The sequence below is a fragment of the Parvibaculum sp. genome, assembly GCF_035511255.1.
Lineage (GTDB): Bacteria > Pseudomonadota > Alphaproteobacteria > Parvibaculales > Parvibaculaceae > Parvibaculum.
In genome coordinates this window covers 1-15,764 of sequence record NZ_DATKFR010000140.1, presented here as the reverse complement: position 1 = coordinate 15,764, position 15,764 = coordinate 1, and the positions used below count along the sequence as shown (strand labels likewise).

The 15,764-nt window shown below is 63.8% G+C and carries 13 protein-coding genes; 5 read left to right on the top strand and 8 right to left on the bottom strand.

Going from position 1 to position 15,764, the window contains the following annotated elements; translation table 11 throughout:
• Positions 1-40 precede the first annotated feature (40 nt).
• The 4 genes from fabF to gmk all read left to right on the top strand — a co-directional run bounded on the left by fabF (position 41) and on the right by gmk (position 4,036).
• The gene (gene fabF / locus VMR03_RS04870; protein ID WP_325402829.1) at positions 41-1,294 is read left to right on the top strand and encodes a beta-ketoacyl-ACP synthase II; all 1,254 of its coding nucleotides are present in this window, start codon (positions 41-43) and stop codon (positions 1,292-1,294) included.
• Positions 1,295-2,431: an endolytic transglycosylase MltG gene (gene mltG / locus VMR03_RS04865; RefSeq protein ID WP_325402827.1), complete on the top strand. Its 1,137-nt coding sequence runs from the start codon at positions 1,295-1,297 to the stop codon at positions 2,429-2,431.
• Positions 2,432-2,505: 74 nt separating this feature from the next.
• Entirely contained in the window at positions 2,506-3,405 is a 900-nt protein-coding gene (locus tag VMR03_RS04860; protein WP_325402825.1) for a YicC/YloC family endoribonuclease, read from the top strand.
• Positions 3,395-4,036 carry a guanylate kinase gene (gene gmk, locus VMR03_RS04855; RefSeq protein ID WP_325402823.1) on the top strand — a complete coding sequence of 214 codons (642 nt, stop codon included), beginning with the start codon at positions 3,395-3,397 and terminating at the stop codon, positions 4,034-4,036. The genes VMR03_RS04860 and gmk overlap by 11 nt, the downstream gene beginning before the upstream one ends.
• A 3-nt stretch (positions 4,037-4,039) precedes the next feature.
• On the opposite strand, the gene VMR03_RS04850 is transcribed toward gmk, so the two are convergent.
• The 8 genes from VMR03_RS04850 to lptF all read right to left on the bottom strand — a co-directional run bounded on the left by VMR03_RS04850 (position 4,040) and on the right by lptF (position 14,331).
• On the bottom strand, positions 4,040-5,044 hold the full coding sequence (locus tag VMR03_RS04850) for a glycosyltransferase family 10 domain-containing protein (RefSeq protein ID WP_325402821.1): 1,005 nt from the start codon (positions 5,042-5,044) through the stop codon (positions 4,040-4,042).
• 13 nt (positions 5,045-5,057) lie between these two features.
• Positions 5,058-6,107 (bottom strand): alcohol dehydrogenase, encoded by a 1,050-nt coding sequence (locus VMR03_RS04845; RefSeq protein ID WP_325402819.1) that lies wholly within the window; start codon positions 6,105-6,107, stop codon positions 5,058-5,060.
• Positions 6,108-6,188: 81 nt separating this feature from the next.
• On the bottom strand, positions 6,189-7,037 hold the full coding sequence (gene rsmA / locus VMR03_RS04840; protein ID WP_325402817.1) for a 16S rRNA (adenine(1518)-N(6)/adenine(1519)-N(6))-dimethyltransferase RsmA: 849 nt from the start codon (positions 7,035-7,037) through the stop codon (positions 6,189-6,191).
• The gene (gene pdxA, locus VMR03_RS04835) at positions 7,034-8,041 is read right to left on the bottom strand and encodes a 4-hydroxythreonine-4-phosphate dehydrogenase PdxA (RefSeq protein WP_325402815.1); all 1,008 of its coding nucleotides are present in this window, start codon (positions 8,039-8,041) and stop codon (positions 7,034-7,036) included. Before pdxA ends, rsmA begins: the two co-directional genes overlap by 4 nt.
• A 39-nt stretch (positions 8,042-8,080) precedes the next feature.
• Entirely contained in the window at positions 8,081-9,463 is a 1,383-nt protein-coding gene (locus tag VMR03_RS04830) for a peptidylprolyl isomerase (protein ID WP_325402813.1), read from the bottom strand.
• Positions 9,464-9,612: 149 nt separating this feature from the next.
• A complete protein-coding gene (locus VMR03_RS04825; protein ID WP_325402811.1) occupies positions 9,613-11,889 on the bottom strand; it encodes an LPS-assembly protein LptD in 2,277 nt (758 codons plus the stop codon).
• A gap of 179 nt (positions 11,890-12,068) precedes the next feature.
• Positions 12,069-13,163, bottom strand: coding sequence for an LPS export ABC transporter permease LptG (gene lptG / locus VMR03_RS04820; protein WP_325402809.1), 1,095 nt, complete (start codon positions 13,161-13,163; stop codon positions 12,069-12,071).
• Between the two features lie 4 nt (positions 13,164-13,167).
• Complete coding sequence (lptF, locus tag VMR03_RS04815) at positions 13,168-14,331, bottom strand: LPS export ABC transporter permease LptF (RefSeq protein WP_325402807.1); 1,164 nt, start codon at positions 14,329-14,331, stop codon at positions 13,168-13,170.
• Positions 14,332-14,606: 275 nt separating this feature from the next.
• Between lptF and VMR03_RS04810 the strand changes: the two genes are divergently transcribed.
• On the top strand, positions 14,607-15,764 hold a 1,158-nt coding region (locus tag VMR03_RS04810; RefSeq protein WP_325402805.1), incomplete at its 3' end, for a leucyl aminopeptidase.

The following is a 15,764-nucleotide window of genomic DNA, read 5'->3' as shown; positions in this document are numbered from 1 at the left end:
GCGTTTCCTGGCGGCGGGCGACGTGGGAATAGGGCGCGATATGAGACGGGTAGTCGTTACCGGACTTGGCATGGTTTCACCGCTTGGATGCGGTGTCGACGTAACCTGGAACCGGCTCCTCAAAGGTGAGTCCGGTGCCCGTACGATCGAGAAGTTCGACGTCTCGGACCTCCCCTGCAAGATCGCCATGCCCGTGCCGCGGGAAGGTGAGGGCGCGTTCATCCAGGACGACTGGATGGACCACAAGGAATCGAAGCGCGTCGACGATTTCATCGTCTTTGCAGTCGCCGCCGCCACCCAAGCGCTGGACGACGCGAACTGGCATCCCAAGACCGACGAAGAGCAATGGCGCACCGGCACGCTGATCGGCTCGGGCATCGGCGGCCTTGAAGGCATCGCCGAAACCGCGATCACCCTCAAGGAAAAGGGCCCGCGCCGCGTCAGCCCCTTCTTCATCACCGGTCGCCTCATCAATCTCGCATCGGGCTATGTTTCCATTCAGCACGGCCTCAAGGGGCCGAACCATGCGGTTGTCACCGCCTGCTCGACCGGCGCCCACGCGATCGGCGACGCGGCGCGGCTCATCGCGCTCGACGATGCCGATGTGATGGTCGCGGGCGGCACCGAGTCCGCCATCAACCGGATCGGCATCGCGGGCTTTGCCGCCTGCCGTGCGCTCTCCACCAGTTTCAACGACACGCCCGAGCGCGCCTCGCGTCCCTACGACAAGGATCGCGACGGTTTCGTCATGGGCGAAGGTGCGGGCGTCGTCGTGCTCGAGGAATATGAGCACGCCAAGGCCCGCGGTGCGAAGATCTATGCCGAGGTCGTCGGCTACGGTCTTTCGGGCGACGCGCACCACATCACCGCGCCGCCGGAAGACGGCAATGGCGGCTTCCGCTCGATGCAGATGGCGCTGAAGCGCGCCGGCATCTCGGCCTCCGACATCGACTATGTGAACGCCCATGGCACATCGACCATGGCCGATACGATCGAACTCGGCGCCGTGACACGGCTTCTCGGCAATGCCGTGAGCAAGGTGTCGATGTCGTCGACCAAGTCGTCGATCGGCCATCTGCTCGGCGCCGCCGGTGCTGTCGAGGCGATCTTCTGCATGCTCGCGATCCGCGACGGCATCCTTCCGCCGACGCTCAATCTCGACAATCCGGAAGTCGACACCGAACTCGATCTGGTGCCGCTCAAGGCGCGCCAGAAGGAAGTCAATTACGCGCTTTCCAATTCCTTCGGCTTCGGTGGAACCAACGCGTCGCTGGTGTTGAAAAAGGTCAACTGATTGACCGAGGACGGGAATACGGGGGACGAGACGTCCGGCCGCTTCGAGGTGCGGCCGAGACGTCGTTTTCTTCGCCCCCTTCTGACGCTGCTGGTCTTTTTCCCGGTCGTCGCCGCCCTCCTCGCGGGCGGCGTTTTCCTTTACGGCAAATGGCGTTTCAACGCGCCGGGTCCGGCGGAGACGCCGACCGTCGTCTGGCTGACGCCGGGCCTCGGGCTTTCGGCCATCGCCGCAAAGCTCCACGACGCTCATGTCGTGGAAGAGGCGCTGATTTTTCGCACGGGCGTCCGGCTTGGCCGCGCGTCCGGCTCGCTCAAGGCCGGCGAGTATGAAATTCCGGCGCGCGCCAGCATGGCGGATATCGTCCGTATCCTGAGGGAAGGCAAGTCGATCGTTCACCAGATCACCATTCCTGAAGGGTTGACCAGCATCCAGGCGATGGAGATCGTAAAGGCGGACCCCGTTCTGACGGGCGAAATGCCGTTGCTGCCGCCAGAAGGCTCTCTGCTGCCGGAGACCTACAATTTTTCCAGGGGCACGACGCGAGCGCAGATCGTGCAGCGGATGCAGAAGTCGGCGACCGCGCTGCTGAACGATTTGTGGCCCAATCGGGCGCAGAACCTGCCTGTCAGGACGCCGCAGGAAGCGATCATTCTCGCCTCGATCGTCGAAAAGGAGACGGGCATCGCCTCGGAGAGACCGAAGGTCGCCGCCGTTTTCGTCAACCGGCTCAGGAAGCCGATGCGATTGCAATCCGATCCGACGATCATCTACGGGATCACGGGCGGCAAAGGTCCTCTGGGCCGTCCGATCCGGCGCAGCGAGCTCGACGGGCTGACGCCTTACAACACCTATCAGATCGACGGTTTGCCGCCGACGCCGATCTGCAATCCCGGGCGCGCCTCGATCGAGGCCGTGCTCAACCCGCCAGCGACGGACGATCTTTATTTCGTCGCCGACGGTACCGGCGGCCACGCCTTTTCACGCTCGCTCGGCGAACATGAGCGAAATGTTTCGCGCTGGCGGCAGGTCGAAAAGAAGTCGACGAAAAGCCCCGAAAAGCCGGCCGAGAAAGCGTCGGCCAAGGACGCCGCCGTCATTCCGCTGCAGGCACCGCCAGGCCATGCCGGCCATTAGGTGAAGACGCCGGCGCGCAGAGGCGCTGCTATACTCCAGTTCCGTTTCAAAGTGATTCCAGGAAGGCCCGCGAGATGCCGTTGACCAGCATGACAGGCTTTGGCCGCGCTGATGGGGAGACCGGCAACGAGGCCGGCCTGACGCGCTGGCATTGGGAGCTGCGCAGCGTCAACGGCAAGGGCCTCGATGCGCGTTTCCGTCTGCCCTCCGGCTTCGAAGGGCTTGAGCCGCGGCTTCGCGAGGAGATGGCAAAGCATCTGAAGCGCGGCAACGTGCAAGCGACGCTGACTATCGACCGCGTTCGCGCGGCGGCGCCGCTGCGCGTCAACGAGGAGGCGATGGACGCCGTTCTCGCCGCGCTCGCCGCGCTCCAACAGCGCATCGAGCTGATGCCGCCGCGGCCGGAAGGCATTCTGGCGCTCAAGGGCATTCTCGAGACCAGCGAGGGCGAGGAGGGCGAGGAAGATCACGCGGCGCTCGAAAAACTCGTGCTTGCGTCTTTTGCCGAAGCCGTCATTTCGCTCGCCCGCGCCCGCGCCGAAGAGGGCAGGCGGCTCGAAGGCATTTTGCATGAACAGGTTGACGAGATCGAACGGCTGACGCGGCAGGCCGCCGCTTCGCCTTCCGCCGGTATCGAGGCGATGCGCGCGCGGCTCAGGACGCAGGTCGCCGAATTGCTCGGGGCTTCGCCGGCGCTTTCCGAGGAGCGGCTGGCACAGGAAGCGGCGCTGCTCGCGACCAAGGCCGATGTGCGCGAGGAGATCGACCGGCTGATCGCGCATGTGGCCCAGGCGCGCGAGCTCTTCGCCGGGACGGAACCCGCGGGTCGCCGGCTCGATTTCCTGACGCAGGAATTCAACCGCGAAGCGAACACGCTGTGCTCCAAGGCGGCGGATGTCGGCCTCACCCGCATCGGTCTTGAATTGAAAGCGGTGATCGATCAGTTGCGCGAGCAAATTCAAAATGTCGAATGAAGATCATGTCGGCCGCAGGGGCCTGATGCTTGCGCTTTCCTCGCCGTCGGGCGCGGGCAAGACGACGTTGTCGCGAATGCTGCTCGAGGGCGATGCGATGATCACCATGTCGGTTTCGGCGACGACGCGCCGGCCGCGTCCGGGTGAGGTCGAGGGCCGCGACTACTATTTCGTCAGCACCGAGGATTTCGGACTGATGCGCAATCGCGGCGAGTTTCTGGAAAGCGCCAAGGTCTTCGACAATTACTACGGCACACCGCGCGCGCCAGTCGATCGGGCGCTGGCACAAGGCCGGGACGTGCTCTTCGATATCGACTGGCAAGGGACGCAGCAGATCGATGAGGTCGCGCATGAGGACCTCGTAAAGGTCTTCGTGCTGCCGCCGTCGGCGCAGGATCTGGAGCGGCGGCTGAAGAGGCGCGCGCAGGATTCGGCGGAAGTGGTTGCGTCGCGCATGGCGAAGGCTTCGGACGAAATCAGCCACTACCTGGAATATGACTACATCATCATCAATGACGACATCGATCAGGCGTTCATCGAATTGCGCTCGATCCTTCAGGCCGAGCGGCTCCGTCGTCGCAGGCTGACGGGTCTGTCGAACTTCGTCAAACAGTTGAGGGAAACGCTTTAGGCGTCAGCGGGCCAGAAGCCGGGCGATCTTGTCGACGCGTTTGCGGAAGCTCTGGCGGAAGCGCTGTTTCGATGTGCGGCGGGTCCCGTAGATCGCCTGATCGGCGATCAGCACGTCGTTGAGCGTGTGGCGCTCCGGCATGCCGGCGGAAGAAGACAGGGCCTCGACGATCCTGTCGACGTAGTAGCGATTGGTATATTGCTCGGGAATCCTGTTTCCGTGAAAGACCGGTGCGGTGACGATCCGTTCCATCGCTTCGTTCGATCCGCTCAAGTCGATGACGCGATCCGCTAGCGCCTCGAACGAGTCGAAGTCGCGCGCGAAAATGAAGGCCTCCGGATTGAGGTCGGTCTTTGCTTCCGAAGCTCCCCAGTAAATGGGGATGGAGCCCGCCGCGATCGGATCGATCAGCTTTTCCGTGACGTACCCCGGCGAAAGGGAATTCTCGAAGGCGATCGTGAACTGATAGTTGCCGATCGTTTCGATCTTGTCGGCGCAGGGCCCGCCGGTGTTGTTCAGAACGCGGCCGAGACTGTCGACCGGACGGCGCCGGTTGAGTTGATCGTAGAATTCGGTCCGGAACGACGTCCGGTTCGTGTATATGAAATTGCAGAATTTCTCGCGCGGCGAAAAACGCCGTTCGCCCAGCAACCGTTCGGGGGAGAGCGGCGAGGCCGGGTCCCACCAGTCGATCTGCGTCGACCAGTAGGGGTAGCGTATCCAGCGTTTGCCCATCAGCGACTCCGGCAGGAAACCGAAGTGCAGATCGTAGATCATGTGCCGCGGTTCGTAGGGCTCGCCAGTCACCCAGACGCGAAGCGCGCGCGGCCTGTTCTTCGCGGGGATGAGATCCTTGCCCCAGACGCTGAAGAACTGGAGGTCCTTGCCGAGGACCTCCACCTTCAACTCGAACCTCTCGGCAAGCCCGCGCAGCAGTGCGGATTTCGTCGGCGTGAAATTCCCCTCGAAGTTGTGGAAGCTGACCGAGAGTTCAGGCCGGGAGGTCATGATTTCATGTGCCTCAGGGGCGCAATACGACGCGGCCGAGAACATGCCCGGCGCGCAGATCGTCGAGCGTCTTCGAGGCTTCGGCGAGAGGACGTTCCTGCACCGGGATCGGATCGATCTTGCCGGCCTTGACCAGTTCCATCATTTCAAGCGTCTCGCCGAGCGAGCCGACATAGGAGCCGCCGATCGAGATGGCGCGCATCGGGAACATCGGGATCGGCATCGAGAAGCCGCCGCCGAAGAGCCCCACGACGACGACCTGTCCGCCCTTGCGCACCGCGCCGGTCGCGAATTTGAGCGAGGCTTCGGAGCCGACGAAATCCACCGCCGCCGGCACGCCGCCATTGGTGTCGGCGAGCAGCTTCTTCAGCGCCTCCGGATCCTTCGGATTGTAGACTTCGTGTGCACCGGCGCCTTTCGCCGATTGCAGCTTCTGCTCATCGACGTCGGCCGCGAGCGGCGCGGAGGGGAACATCGCCTTGGCGAATTGCAGGCCCATCATGCCGACGCCGCCGAGACCGACGACGAGCACGCGCTCTTCCGGGCTGATGTCGCCGAGCTTCTTCATCGCGCCATAGGCGGTGAGGCCGGAGCACATATAGGTGGCGGCGAGGCCCTGCGGCACGCCCGTATAGTCGATCAGGTAGCGCGGATGCGGCACCAGGACGTGCGTCGCATAACCGCCGGCGACCTGAATGCCCAGATTGACCGGCCGGTTGCAGAGCTGCTCCTCGCCGCGCTTGCAGGTCGGGCACTGGCCGCAGCCGATCCAGGGAAAGGCGACGCGGCGCTGGCCGATGGTCACGCCTTCGGCATCGTCGCCGATGGCGACCACTTCGCCTTCGATCTCGTGGCCGAGCGTGAAGGGAAGCTTGCGTCCGCCGCGCACGTCGAGCTTGTTGCCGCCGCCGAGGTCGAAATGGCCGTCATGAAGATGAACGTCCGAATGGCAGACGCCGCAATGCGTAACCTTGAGGAGCACTTCGGTGCCCTTTGGCTGCGGCGTGTCGCTCGTGACTTCCTGCAACGGTTGACCGTAATCGATGATGGCCTGGGATTTCATGACGGGCTCCTATCCTCACATGGGCGGTCTTCGCCGCCTGTTTCCGGCAATTTGGCATGCGGGGCCAAGCTCCACAACCTGTCAGCGTGTCGCCGCATAGGCGCGGGCGAGGGCGCAGAATTCCTCGACGGAGAGTTCCTCGGCGCGCTGCGTCGGATCGACGCCCGCTTGTTCGATGATCCCGGCGGGATCGGGCATGAGCGCCTTGAGGCTCGAGCGAAGCATCTTGCGCCGCTGGCCGAAGGCGGCGGCGACGACGCGCTCCAGGATGGCTGGGTCGGCTGGCGCGAGGGGTTCCGAGCGGGGTATGAGTTCAACGACGGTGGAAGTCACCGCTGGCGGCGGCGTGAAGGCGCTGCGGTTGATATCGAAGAGCATGCGGGCCTTCGAGCGCCATTGGGCGAGAACGCCGAGCCGGCCATAGGCCTTGCCGCCCGGCGGCGCGACGATGCGCTCTGCGACTTCCTTCTGGAACATCAGCGTCAGGCTCGCGTAATAGGGCGGCCAGGGCTCCGTCTGAAGCCAGCGTACGAGGAGTGGCGTGGCAATGTTGTAGGGCAGGTTCGCGACGATCCGCGCCGGGCCTTTGACGAGGCTCGCCATGTTCGTTTCGAGCGCGTCGCCTTCGACGACGGTGAGGCGGCCCGGATAGGCGGCGGAGATTTCCACCAGCGCGGGCAGGCAGCGCCGGTCGCGTTCGATGGCTATGACGCGGTCCGCGCCCTCGGCGAGCAAGGCACGGGTGAGGCCGCCGGGGCCGGGGCCGACTTCGATGACCTCATAGCCCTGCAACGGGCCCGCGGCGCGGGCGATGCGGCCGGTCAGATTGAGGTCGAGCAGGAAGTTCTGGCCGAGCGCCTTCAGCGCGCCGAGGCCGTGCTTCGAGATGACCTCGCGCAGCGGCGGCAGTCCGTCGTCTTTTTCGGTCATGAAGTCGCCCGATGGCGGGCGATTTCACCCGCGAGACGGATCGCCTCGATGAGGCTACCGGGATGGGCGAGGCCTCGGCCGGCGATATCGAGCGCGGTGCCATGGTCGGGCGAAGTGCGCACGATGGTAAGGCCGAGCGTTGTATTGACGCCGCGTTCGAAGTCCAGGGTCTTCAACGGGATCAACGCCTGGTCGTGATACATGCAGAGTGCCGCGTCATAACGCGTACGGGCGGCGGCGTGGAACATGGTGTCGGGCGGCAACGGACCGAAGACCTCGGCACCGGCTTCGCGGACCGCGGCCAGCGCGGGCGTTATGATGTCGATTTCCTCGCGGCCGATGTGCCCCTCCTCGCCAGCATGAGGATTGAGCCCGGCGACGGCGATGCGCGGGCGGGCGATGCCGAGATCGCGCCTCAACGACTTGGCAAGGATGACGCCTTTCTCGGCGATCATCGCCGTCGTGAGCGACGTCGCGACGCGGGCGAGCGGTTCGTGGACCGTCACCGGCACGACCCGAAGGCCGGGGCAGGAAAGCATCATGACCGGCGTCGCGCCGCCGGTTCGCGCAGCCAGATATTCCGTATGGCCCGGAACCTGGAGACCGGCCTCGTAGAGCGCGCGCTTGTGGATGGGGTTCGTCACCATGCCGGCGACCCGGCCCGCCAGCGTGAGGTCGCAGGCGATGTCGATCGCCTGCATGACCGCAGGCGCATTCCGCGGCGCAAGGATGCCCGGTTCAACATCGGTGGCCAGCGAGACCGCCAGGACGGGAAGGCCTCTTTCAAAGACGCGCGCGGCATCCTCCGGCGATCCGATCTCGTGCAGCGGAACGTCGAGGCCGAGGCGGGCGGCCTGCGCGCGGTAGAGCGCGGGCGCGCCGACCGCAAAGAAGACGGGAAGCCGTTCCGCCTTCCGCGCGGCCCAGGCTTTCAGCGTGATCTCGGGGCCGATGCCAGCCGGCTCTCCCATGCTGAGAGCGAGCGGCCTGTCCGCACTGGTCATGGCAAATCCCACTCCGCGGCTTGCGGATCGCGCTTCATATCACCGGATGTCGACGACCGCGTCCCGCCTGAGATCGCGCAGATGCCGCCGAGCCATCATGTCGAGACGCTGCGAGTAGATGCTGTTTTCGATCTGATCGCGCGTGGGGGCGCCGCCACTGTCCGCCTGATAGCCGCAGACGGCGATCATCTCGATGCCCTGCTGGCTGCGCACCGGCTTCAACACATCGCCGGGTTTGGCCTTGGAGAGGCCCTCGCGCAGCCGCTGATCGAGCTGACCGAAGACGACGGTTCGCGGCGCCTGCGCCATGCCGCCCACGAATTGCTTTACCTGATCGGCGATGGCATCGCAGGATTTGAATTCGCTGATGAACTTCTGCGCTTCGGCCGCACGGCGCGCGACCAGCGCATCCGGCGCATCCGGCGTCAGAGGCAACAGGACATGGGCAAGTGTCCAGCGGTCCTGCAGCGGATCGGGACCAAGACCCGTCTGCTTGTTGCGGACCTGGATTATATAGACGCCGTTCAGCGTCCTGATCGGATCGGAAATCCCGCCGATCGTCATCTGCTGAACGACGGGAACGATCTCGGCCGGCATCTGGCTGGCATGTTCCCAACCGATGTCGCCGCCATTGGCGGAACTCGCCGACTGGCTGAACTGACGAGCCACGGCTGCGAAAGGTGCACCCTGACGCATCTGATCGACCAGACGCTGCGCGCCGGCCATCACCTCGGCCTCCTGTTGCGGATTGTCGAAGGTCAGCAGGATTTCCGAGACGAGATAGCGCGGCTGATCGGCTTCCGCCTCGATCCGCTTCAATGTCTCGTCGATCTCGTCGTCGCCGACGGTGACCAGTGGCGCGTATTGCTGTCCGATGACCTTGTTCCAGGCGATGTCGGCATAGAGCTGCGATATCAATGCATCTTTGGAGACGCCGTTTTCCTTCAGATAATCGTCGATCTGCGCGGGAGTCATGTTGGCCCGCGCGGCGATCTGCGCGAGTTGTTGATCGATTTCGCGTTGTTCAACCTTCAGATCGAGACGCTTTGCTTCTTCGACTTCCAGCGCCTCGTCGATGAGGCTGCGGAGAACCTGCTTCTGGATGCGGTCGATCATCTCCGGTGAGTTGGGAATGCCGGACGTGACCATCACGAGCTTGACCCTCTGATTGAGGTCGTATCTCGAGATGATGTGGTCGTTGACGATCGCGACGATGCCCTGCGTATCGCCGGCGCTCGTCGCTGACGGTTCGTCGGTGGACAATCCGAGGCTGTCGGGCGACGGAGCGCCGAGGCTATCGGCCGCCCGTCCGGGCGAAATTCCGGCCAGTCCCACCAGCGAAACGAAGGCGAAGGCGGAGAGGACCCGGCAGGCAACAATTACGGCAGGCGCGAGCGAGCACGCGAGCTTGGATGGCTTCATGACTGTTTCAAAGGGGGCGAAGCCCCTCCCGTGTTGGCCTGGACGCCCCTGGCCTGAGGCGCACAGAATACTGCAATCGACGCTCTAATCAACCGACGACGGGGGCGAAAAAGCCGCAAGTTTCAGCGGTTTGGCTGCCCGACCGGCGCTTATCTGTTCGGACCGATGCCGGGACGCCGGCTGCTGGTCATGACGGTCAGGGGATCGCCGAAAAGCGAGGTGTCCGGGTCGCCGAAGACGGAGGTGCCCGGGTTGACGATACCCATATTGGTCGCTTTGCCGGTGAGATTTCCCTGGCTGCCAACGCCCGTTGAACCGAGGTTCTTGAAGGTGATTTGGACCAGGAAGGTGTTCGATCGCTGAATGTCCTGGTAGCTGATGTTCGACTGATAAAAGCCGAGCACCAGACCGAAACAATCGTCCTGATAGCCGACGCCGAGCTGGTTGGAGATCGTCGCGCTGTTGGCCAGGTCGCGGACGGTTCGGCCGAACAGACGCCAGTACTGGCTGAGCTTGAGGGTCGAGCCGAAGGATATTTGTTCGCGAGCGCCGGTGGCGGTGGTCACCGCCTGATCGGCGGCGAAGTAGGCATAACCGAGCGAACTCGTGAGCGGACCGGTACGCGCCGAAACGTCGAATTCATTGCGGCTGAACTTGAAATCGTCCTCACTGATGCGGAAGCGGTGGACGGCGACCAGATTGTCGTTGGGGGCAATCTGGATAGCGCCGACATAATCGGAAGCCTGGTCCCGCAATCCACTGGCTTCGGAGAAGGACGTGTCTTCTTTCAAGCGATAGGTCTGTCCGAACAATACGCTCGCCTGTCCGCCGCCGGCGCCGTAGACCGAATACCGGACGCCGACATTGGCGCGCGCGCCGGTTTCCCAGCGGTCGAGACCGGGGAAGCGGTTGTCGGAAAAGAGATTGGTGTCGTCGAACTCGATGTTGATCGAGTCCATGTTCGGAATGCGTTCGTTGTTGCCGATGTTCGGCGAATAAATCACCTGCACGATCGGTTCGATCACCTGTTTGAGCGCGGGATCGGGCCGGACGAAGGGGTAGCTCGCTTCGGCACCGACGGTTGGAAGGCCGCGGAAGATCGTCTCCTGGCCGAAGTAGGTGCCGGGCGCCGCCGGATTGGGAGCCTTGTCGGTCGAATAGGCATCGCCGCGCAGGCTCGCGAAGACGCGATAGACCTCGCCACCCTGGGAGGTAAAGGGCTTGTCCCAATCGAAGCTCGCCGAGAGACGGCGGGAGTCGAGTCCGGCCGGTGTACCGAGCACCATCGCGTCGCTCGAGAATTTCAGCCGGCCGTCGCCGAGTATGTCGCCGAGATATTTTTCATAGTCGACGATCGGTGCGACCCAGGGCGTGTTGTCGTTGTCGGTACCGGCCAGCAGGTTGCGGAAGTAGTAGGCGTTCGCCGAAAAGCTGTCGCGCCCGTCGACCTGATTGAGGTGGATATTGGTCGTCAGGTCGGTCGCATCCGAGAGCCCGTATCTACGCAGATAGGTATTGTCCGAGACAAGTTCGGTCTGGAAACCCCAACTCCAGGTTGGTGCGAGCTTGAATTCGCCATTGCCGAAGAGGCTGCCGCGGAAGGTCGAGTCACCCGGCGTACCGGCCGTCCGCGTCTCGGGCCAGGTAGCCGTGCCGAAGAACTGATAGGAGCCGGATTCGAGGCGGTGGCGGACTTCGCCCTGATAAACGATGCCTTCCTTCGTGGTGAAGCGCGGCGCGATGGTCGCGTCCATGTTCGGCGCGATCACCCAGTAGTAGGGGATCGTCAACTGCTGTCCGAGTTCGGTCGAGCTTGCGAAGCCCGGCGTCAGGAAACCGGACTGGCGCTTCACCGTCGGATCGGGGTGCGAGAAGAACGGAATGTAGAAGACCGGGATGCCGAACATTTCCATCGTGGCATCTTCGTAGATGATCCGCTTCTCTTCCTTGTTGTGAACGACGCGGAAAGCCTTGATCTGCCAGACGGGAGTGGTCTGGCCCTGCTTCTCGCAGATTTCGCAGGGGCTGTAGACGCCGCGATGCACCGTCGTCACCACGCCGCCCTGGCGCACCGCATCGCGACCGGCAAGGCGCGACTTGTCGGTGAGGAGCACCTGCAGCGTCTGGACGACGCCATCCTTCATCTGGTTACGCAGGACGACGTGCTCGGCAAACGCGACGTCGCCCTCCGGCTCGAGCAACGAGACGTGACCGTCCGCCGTTACGACGCCGGTGTTCTGATCGTAAGTGACCTTGTCGGCCATCAGGATACGGTCGCCATAGGCAATCTCGACATGGCCGGTGGCGGTCACCACACGGGCCTCGCGGTCGTAGGTGAGATCGTCGGACTGCATCAGTACCTCGCCCGACTCCGGGTAGGGCTTGGATGCATTGTCCACGGGGGTGGCGGTCGGGCCGCCGGACATCGCCGGGTTCCCTGCGGGGTTCTGAGCCACGGGGTTGGTCTGGGCGGATGCGTCGATCGGCCAGGCGGCAAGGGCCGACACTGCGGCGGCCGCGGCAATCGCTGCGACCCGTCGGCCGGCTGACCCCATCCTCGATCCCCTCAAAATAACCCCCTGCAACTTGGATTCGTCCCCGATGTTTAACCGTCTTCGAGGTGAAAGAGAACCGCAAGCCCCAAAAGCATCGCCACGATAACCGGCGCCCAGGCCGCCAGGAAGGGCGGAAGGACGCCGGAAAGTCCTAGCGCGAGCGACAGGGCGCTCAGAAAATAGAGCAGGAAGCCCGCAAAAACGCCGCCGACCACCAACTGGACGAGCCCGCCGAGCCGCGAAGCCCGAAGTGAAAAGACGGCGCCGAGGAAGACCATGGTGCAGAGCAGGACCGGTGTCGACAGGATGTCGTAGAAATGCAGTCGGTAGCGCTGCGCCGAGAACCCGGCCGCCTCCGCCATGTCGATGAAATGGGGCAAGTCCCAAAAGGATATGGTGTCGGGATCGGCGAAGCTCTCCTGCACCTGGGTCAGGGTCAGGGTCGTCGGCTGGCGAAACGTGTCGTAGTGCCGCGGCTGCTCGGAGGTATGTGTGACCCAGGCGTCTTTCATGTCCCAATAGCCATCGGCGAGGACGGCGCTGCGCGCGTCGATACGGCCGATGAAATTGTCGCCGCTGCCGTAGAGGAAGATGATGACGTCCTCGAGTCGGAGGCCGCGTTCGCTGACGCGCAGCGCGTGGACGACGGATTGCCCGCCAGCGTCGGCCTGCCGCAGCCACAATCCATTGGTCGAGACGGCCAGAAGGCTCGGCCGACCGCGCAGGAACTTCGCCTCGAGTTCGCTGTAGCGCGCCGACATTGCGGAAGCGACCGGATTGTAGACAGTGATGATCACCGTGCCGATGGCGAGGGAGACGGCGAGGGCGGGCGCTAGAAACTGCCACGCGGATACGCCCGCGGCACGGGCGACGACGAGTTCGTGGTTGCGCGTCAGCCGCAGGAACGAGGCCATGCCGCCGAAGAGCACGGCGAAGGGCAGCGTGTCGCCGCCGACCGTCGGCAGTTCGAGCAGCGCCATGGAGGCGAGTGTGCCGAAGGCGATGTCGGTGTGATCGGCGGCCTTCCGAGTCAGTTCGACGAGGCTGATCATGTAGATGAGACAAAGGACAATAGCGAAGGTGATCAGCACCGTGACGAGGAACTGGCGTCCGAGATAGCGCGACAGGGTCCAGGAAAGGTTCATGCGTTCATCCCCTCGCGCCGATCAGCGGCAGCCGGTCCGCCCATGTCAGTAGCTGGCGCCAGAGTTGGTCGAAACGCATACCGGCGATAACGGCGACCGAGGCCGCGCCGACTACAATCGGCAGCAGATAGATGACCGGAATGAGCATCGCCTGCCCGGCGGCGGCGTTGACGAGGCCGAAGCCGATCACCCGCGCGATCACGGCAACAAGGGCGGCCATCGCGATGCGGAGCGTATAGCCTCGCCGATTGAACGGCGCCGGCAGCAGAGCGGCGAGAGCGATCAGGGCGAACATGATCGGATAGACCGCGGCGATCAGCCGGTCGTGACCTTCGGCGCGCAGCCGCGCCCGGGAGGTCTGGCCGTACAGATCGTTGCTCGCCGGATGGAAGAGCTCACCCAGGTAACGCTCGCGCGCTTCCCAGATCACGCCAGGCTCGTCGGTGGAATACTGGGAGAGGTCGTAGGTGTATTTGTCGAAATAGAGGAGCGTGACCGGACTCTCGGTCTTCGTCGCCTGGCGGGTAACGCGCTCGATATTGCCATTGTACATCACGAGGCGCGGGCCGTTGGGCGTACGCACCATCTCGCCCGTTTCGGCCATGTAGGTAACCGGAAGTGCCGGATCCCGGCCGTCATGCACCAGAATGCCGCGGACGCCGCCGTCCGGTGTCCGGGCGCGCACATAGACGGTGAGGCCCTTGACCGGATTGGTGAAGGCGCCTTCGCGGATAAGCGAGGTCGCGACATCGCCGCGAATCTCGAAAAGCTTCGTCCTGAGCTCTCGCATGCCGGCGGGCATCAGCCACAGATTGAGAAAGAGGACGATGACAACGGTCACCGCGGTCAGCATCATCACGGGAATGGTGACCGTCCAGCGGCTGACACCGGCCGAGAACATGACGATCAACTCGCTATCGGTGATGAGCTTGTTCAGCGCGTAGATCAGCGCGATGAAAAGCGCGATCGGGAGCACTGTGTTGACCGCCGTGGGGAACGCCAGCAGGCTCAACTGAAAGAAGGTGAGAAGGCTCTGGCCCTGACTGATGAGCACGTCCAGCATCTTCAAGGCCTGGGTCAGCCAAATGATGCCCGACAACACGAATGTCGCGATGGCGAAAGGCCCGGCCGATTGCCAGAAGATGTATCGTATGAGGGCTAGGGGCATCCGTCCCGGCTTTCAGGGGCAGGTTTGTGGAAAGGCGCGAGGGTCGAGGAGCGACGAACTGTTTTTCCTCCCAAGGGTTTCCGTTAGGATGCCTCCTTGGCCGAGATGAATGGTTATCCCATTTTGACCGACCGGAAAAGCCGGCCGCTCATAAAGCCCCGGACGCTGCCTCTCCCCTGGGGCGCGTTCGCGGGGAGGGGTGTTCACGGCCGCATTGACGATTCGCCCGCTTATTACCGGCGGGCCCGCTTCGAGAGAGCCAGAAAGGTCTATCCATGAATATCTCCTTTGCCGACGTTTCGCTGACGAAGCCCGGCGCCGTCGCGCTTGTGGTGACAGACGGAAACGTATTGTCAGGCGCCGCCGGCGAACTCGACCGCAAGACGGGCGGGGCGCTCAAAAAGGCGGTCAAGTCGGCGAACTTCACCGGAAAGACCGGTAGCGTTCTCGAAATCATCGCGCCGCACGGGATCGCGGCGAGCCGCGTTCTGCTGCTCGGCGTCGGCAAGGCATCCGATCTTGCCGTCCAGGCGCTGGAGAATGCGGGCGGCGAACTCGTCGGCAGGCTGGAGAGGGCGAAAGAGGCGACCGCATCGGTGATCGTCGACGGCGCGCATTCGGCGAAGATCCAGGCCGGCGAGGCAGCGGCCCGCATCGCCTTCGGCGCCAAGCTCCGCAGCTACAAGTTCGACAAGTACAAGACCAAGAAGAAGGACGAGAACGGCGGCAGGATGAAGGCCGTCACCGTCATGACCAAGGCGAACGCGGCGGCGCGGAAAGCTTACACGACACTCGACAAGATTGCCGAGGGCACGTTTCTCGCGCGCGATCTCGTCAACGAGCCGGCGAATATTCTGTACCCGGCCGAATTCGCCAAGCGCGTGCGCGCGCTCACGAAGGTCGGCGTCAAGGTCGAGGTGCTCGGCGAAGCGCAGATGAAGAAGCTTGGAATGGGCTCGCTCCTCGGCGTCGGTCAAGGCAGCGTGCGCGAGAGCCAGCTCGTCGTCATGCGCTGGACCGGCGGCAAGGCGACGGACAAGCCCGTGGCCTTCATCGGCAAGGGCGTCTGCTTCGACACGGGCGGCATTTCGCTGAAGCCGCCGGCCGGCATGGAAGACATGAAGGGCGATATGGGCGGCGCGGCCGCCGTTACCGGCCTGATGTATGCGCTGGGTGCACGCAAGGCGAAGGTCAATGCGGTCGGCGTCATCGGCCTCGTCGAGAACATGCCGGACGGCAACGCGCAGCGGCCCGGCGACATCGTGACGTCGATGTCGGGCCAGACGATCGAAGTCATCAATACCGACGCCGAAGGACGCCTCGTCCTCGCCGATGCGCTCTGGTACACGCAGAACCGTTTCAAGCCGAAATTCATGATCGACCTTGCGACGCTCACGGGCGCGATCATGGTGGCGCTCGGCAAGGAATATGCG

Coding starts and splice junctions, on each gene's coding strand:
- fabF (WP_325402829.1), top strand. CDS start 41: ATGAGACGGGTAGTCGTTACCGGACTTGGCATGGTTTCACCGCTTGGA.
- VMR03_RS04860 (WP_325402825.1), top strand. CDS start 2,506: ATGCCGTTGACCAGCATGACAGGCTTTGGCCGCGCTGATGGGGAGACC.
- gmk (WP_325402823.1), top strand. CDS start 3,395: ATGTCGAATGAAGATCATGTCGGCCGCAGGGGCCTGATGCTTGCGCTT.
- VMR03_RS04850 (WP_325402821.1), bottom strand. CDS start 5,044: ATGACCTCCCGGCCTGAACTCTCGGTCAGCTTCCACAACTTCGAGGGG.
- VMR03_RS04845 (WP_325402819.1), bottom strand. CDS start 6,107: ATGAAATCCCAGGCCATCATCGATTACGGTCAACCGTTGCAGGAAGTC.
- rsmA (WP_325402817.1), bottom strand. CDS start 7,037: ATGACCGAAAAAGACGACGGACTGCCGCCGCTGCGCGAGGTCATCTCG.
- pdxA (WP_325402815.1), bottom strand. CDS start 8,041: ATGACCAGTGCGGACAGGCCGCTCGCTCTCAGCATGGGAGAGCCGGCT.
- VMR03_RS04830 (WP_325402813.1), bottom strand. CDS start 9,463: ATGAAGCCATCCAAGCTCGCGTGCTCGCTCGCGCCTGCCGTAATTGTT.
- VMR03_RS04825 (WP_325402811.1), bottom strand. CDS start 11,889: ATGTCCGGCGGCCCGACCGCCACCCCCGTGGACAATGCATCCAAGCCC.
- lptG (WP_325402809.1), bottom strand. CDS start 13,163: ATGAACCTTTCCTGGACCCTGTCGCGCTATCTCGGACGCCAGTTCCTC.
- lptF (WP_325402807.1), bottom strand. CDS start 14,331: ATGCCCCTAGCCCTCATACGATACATCTTCTGGCAATCGGCCGGGCCT.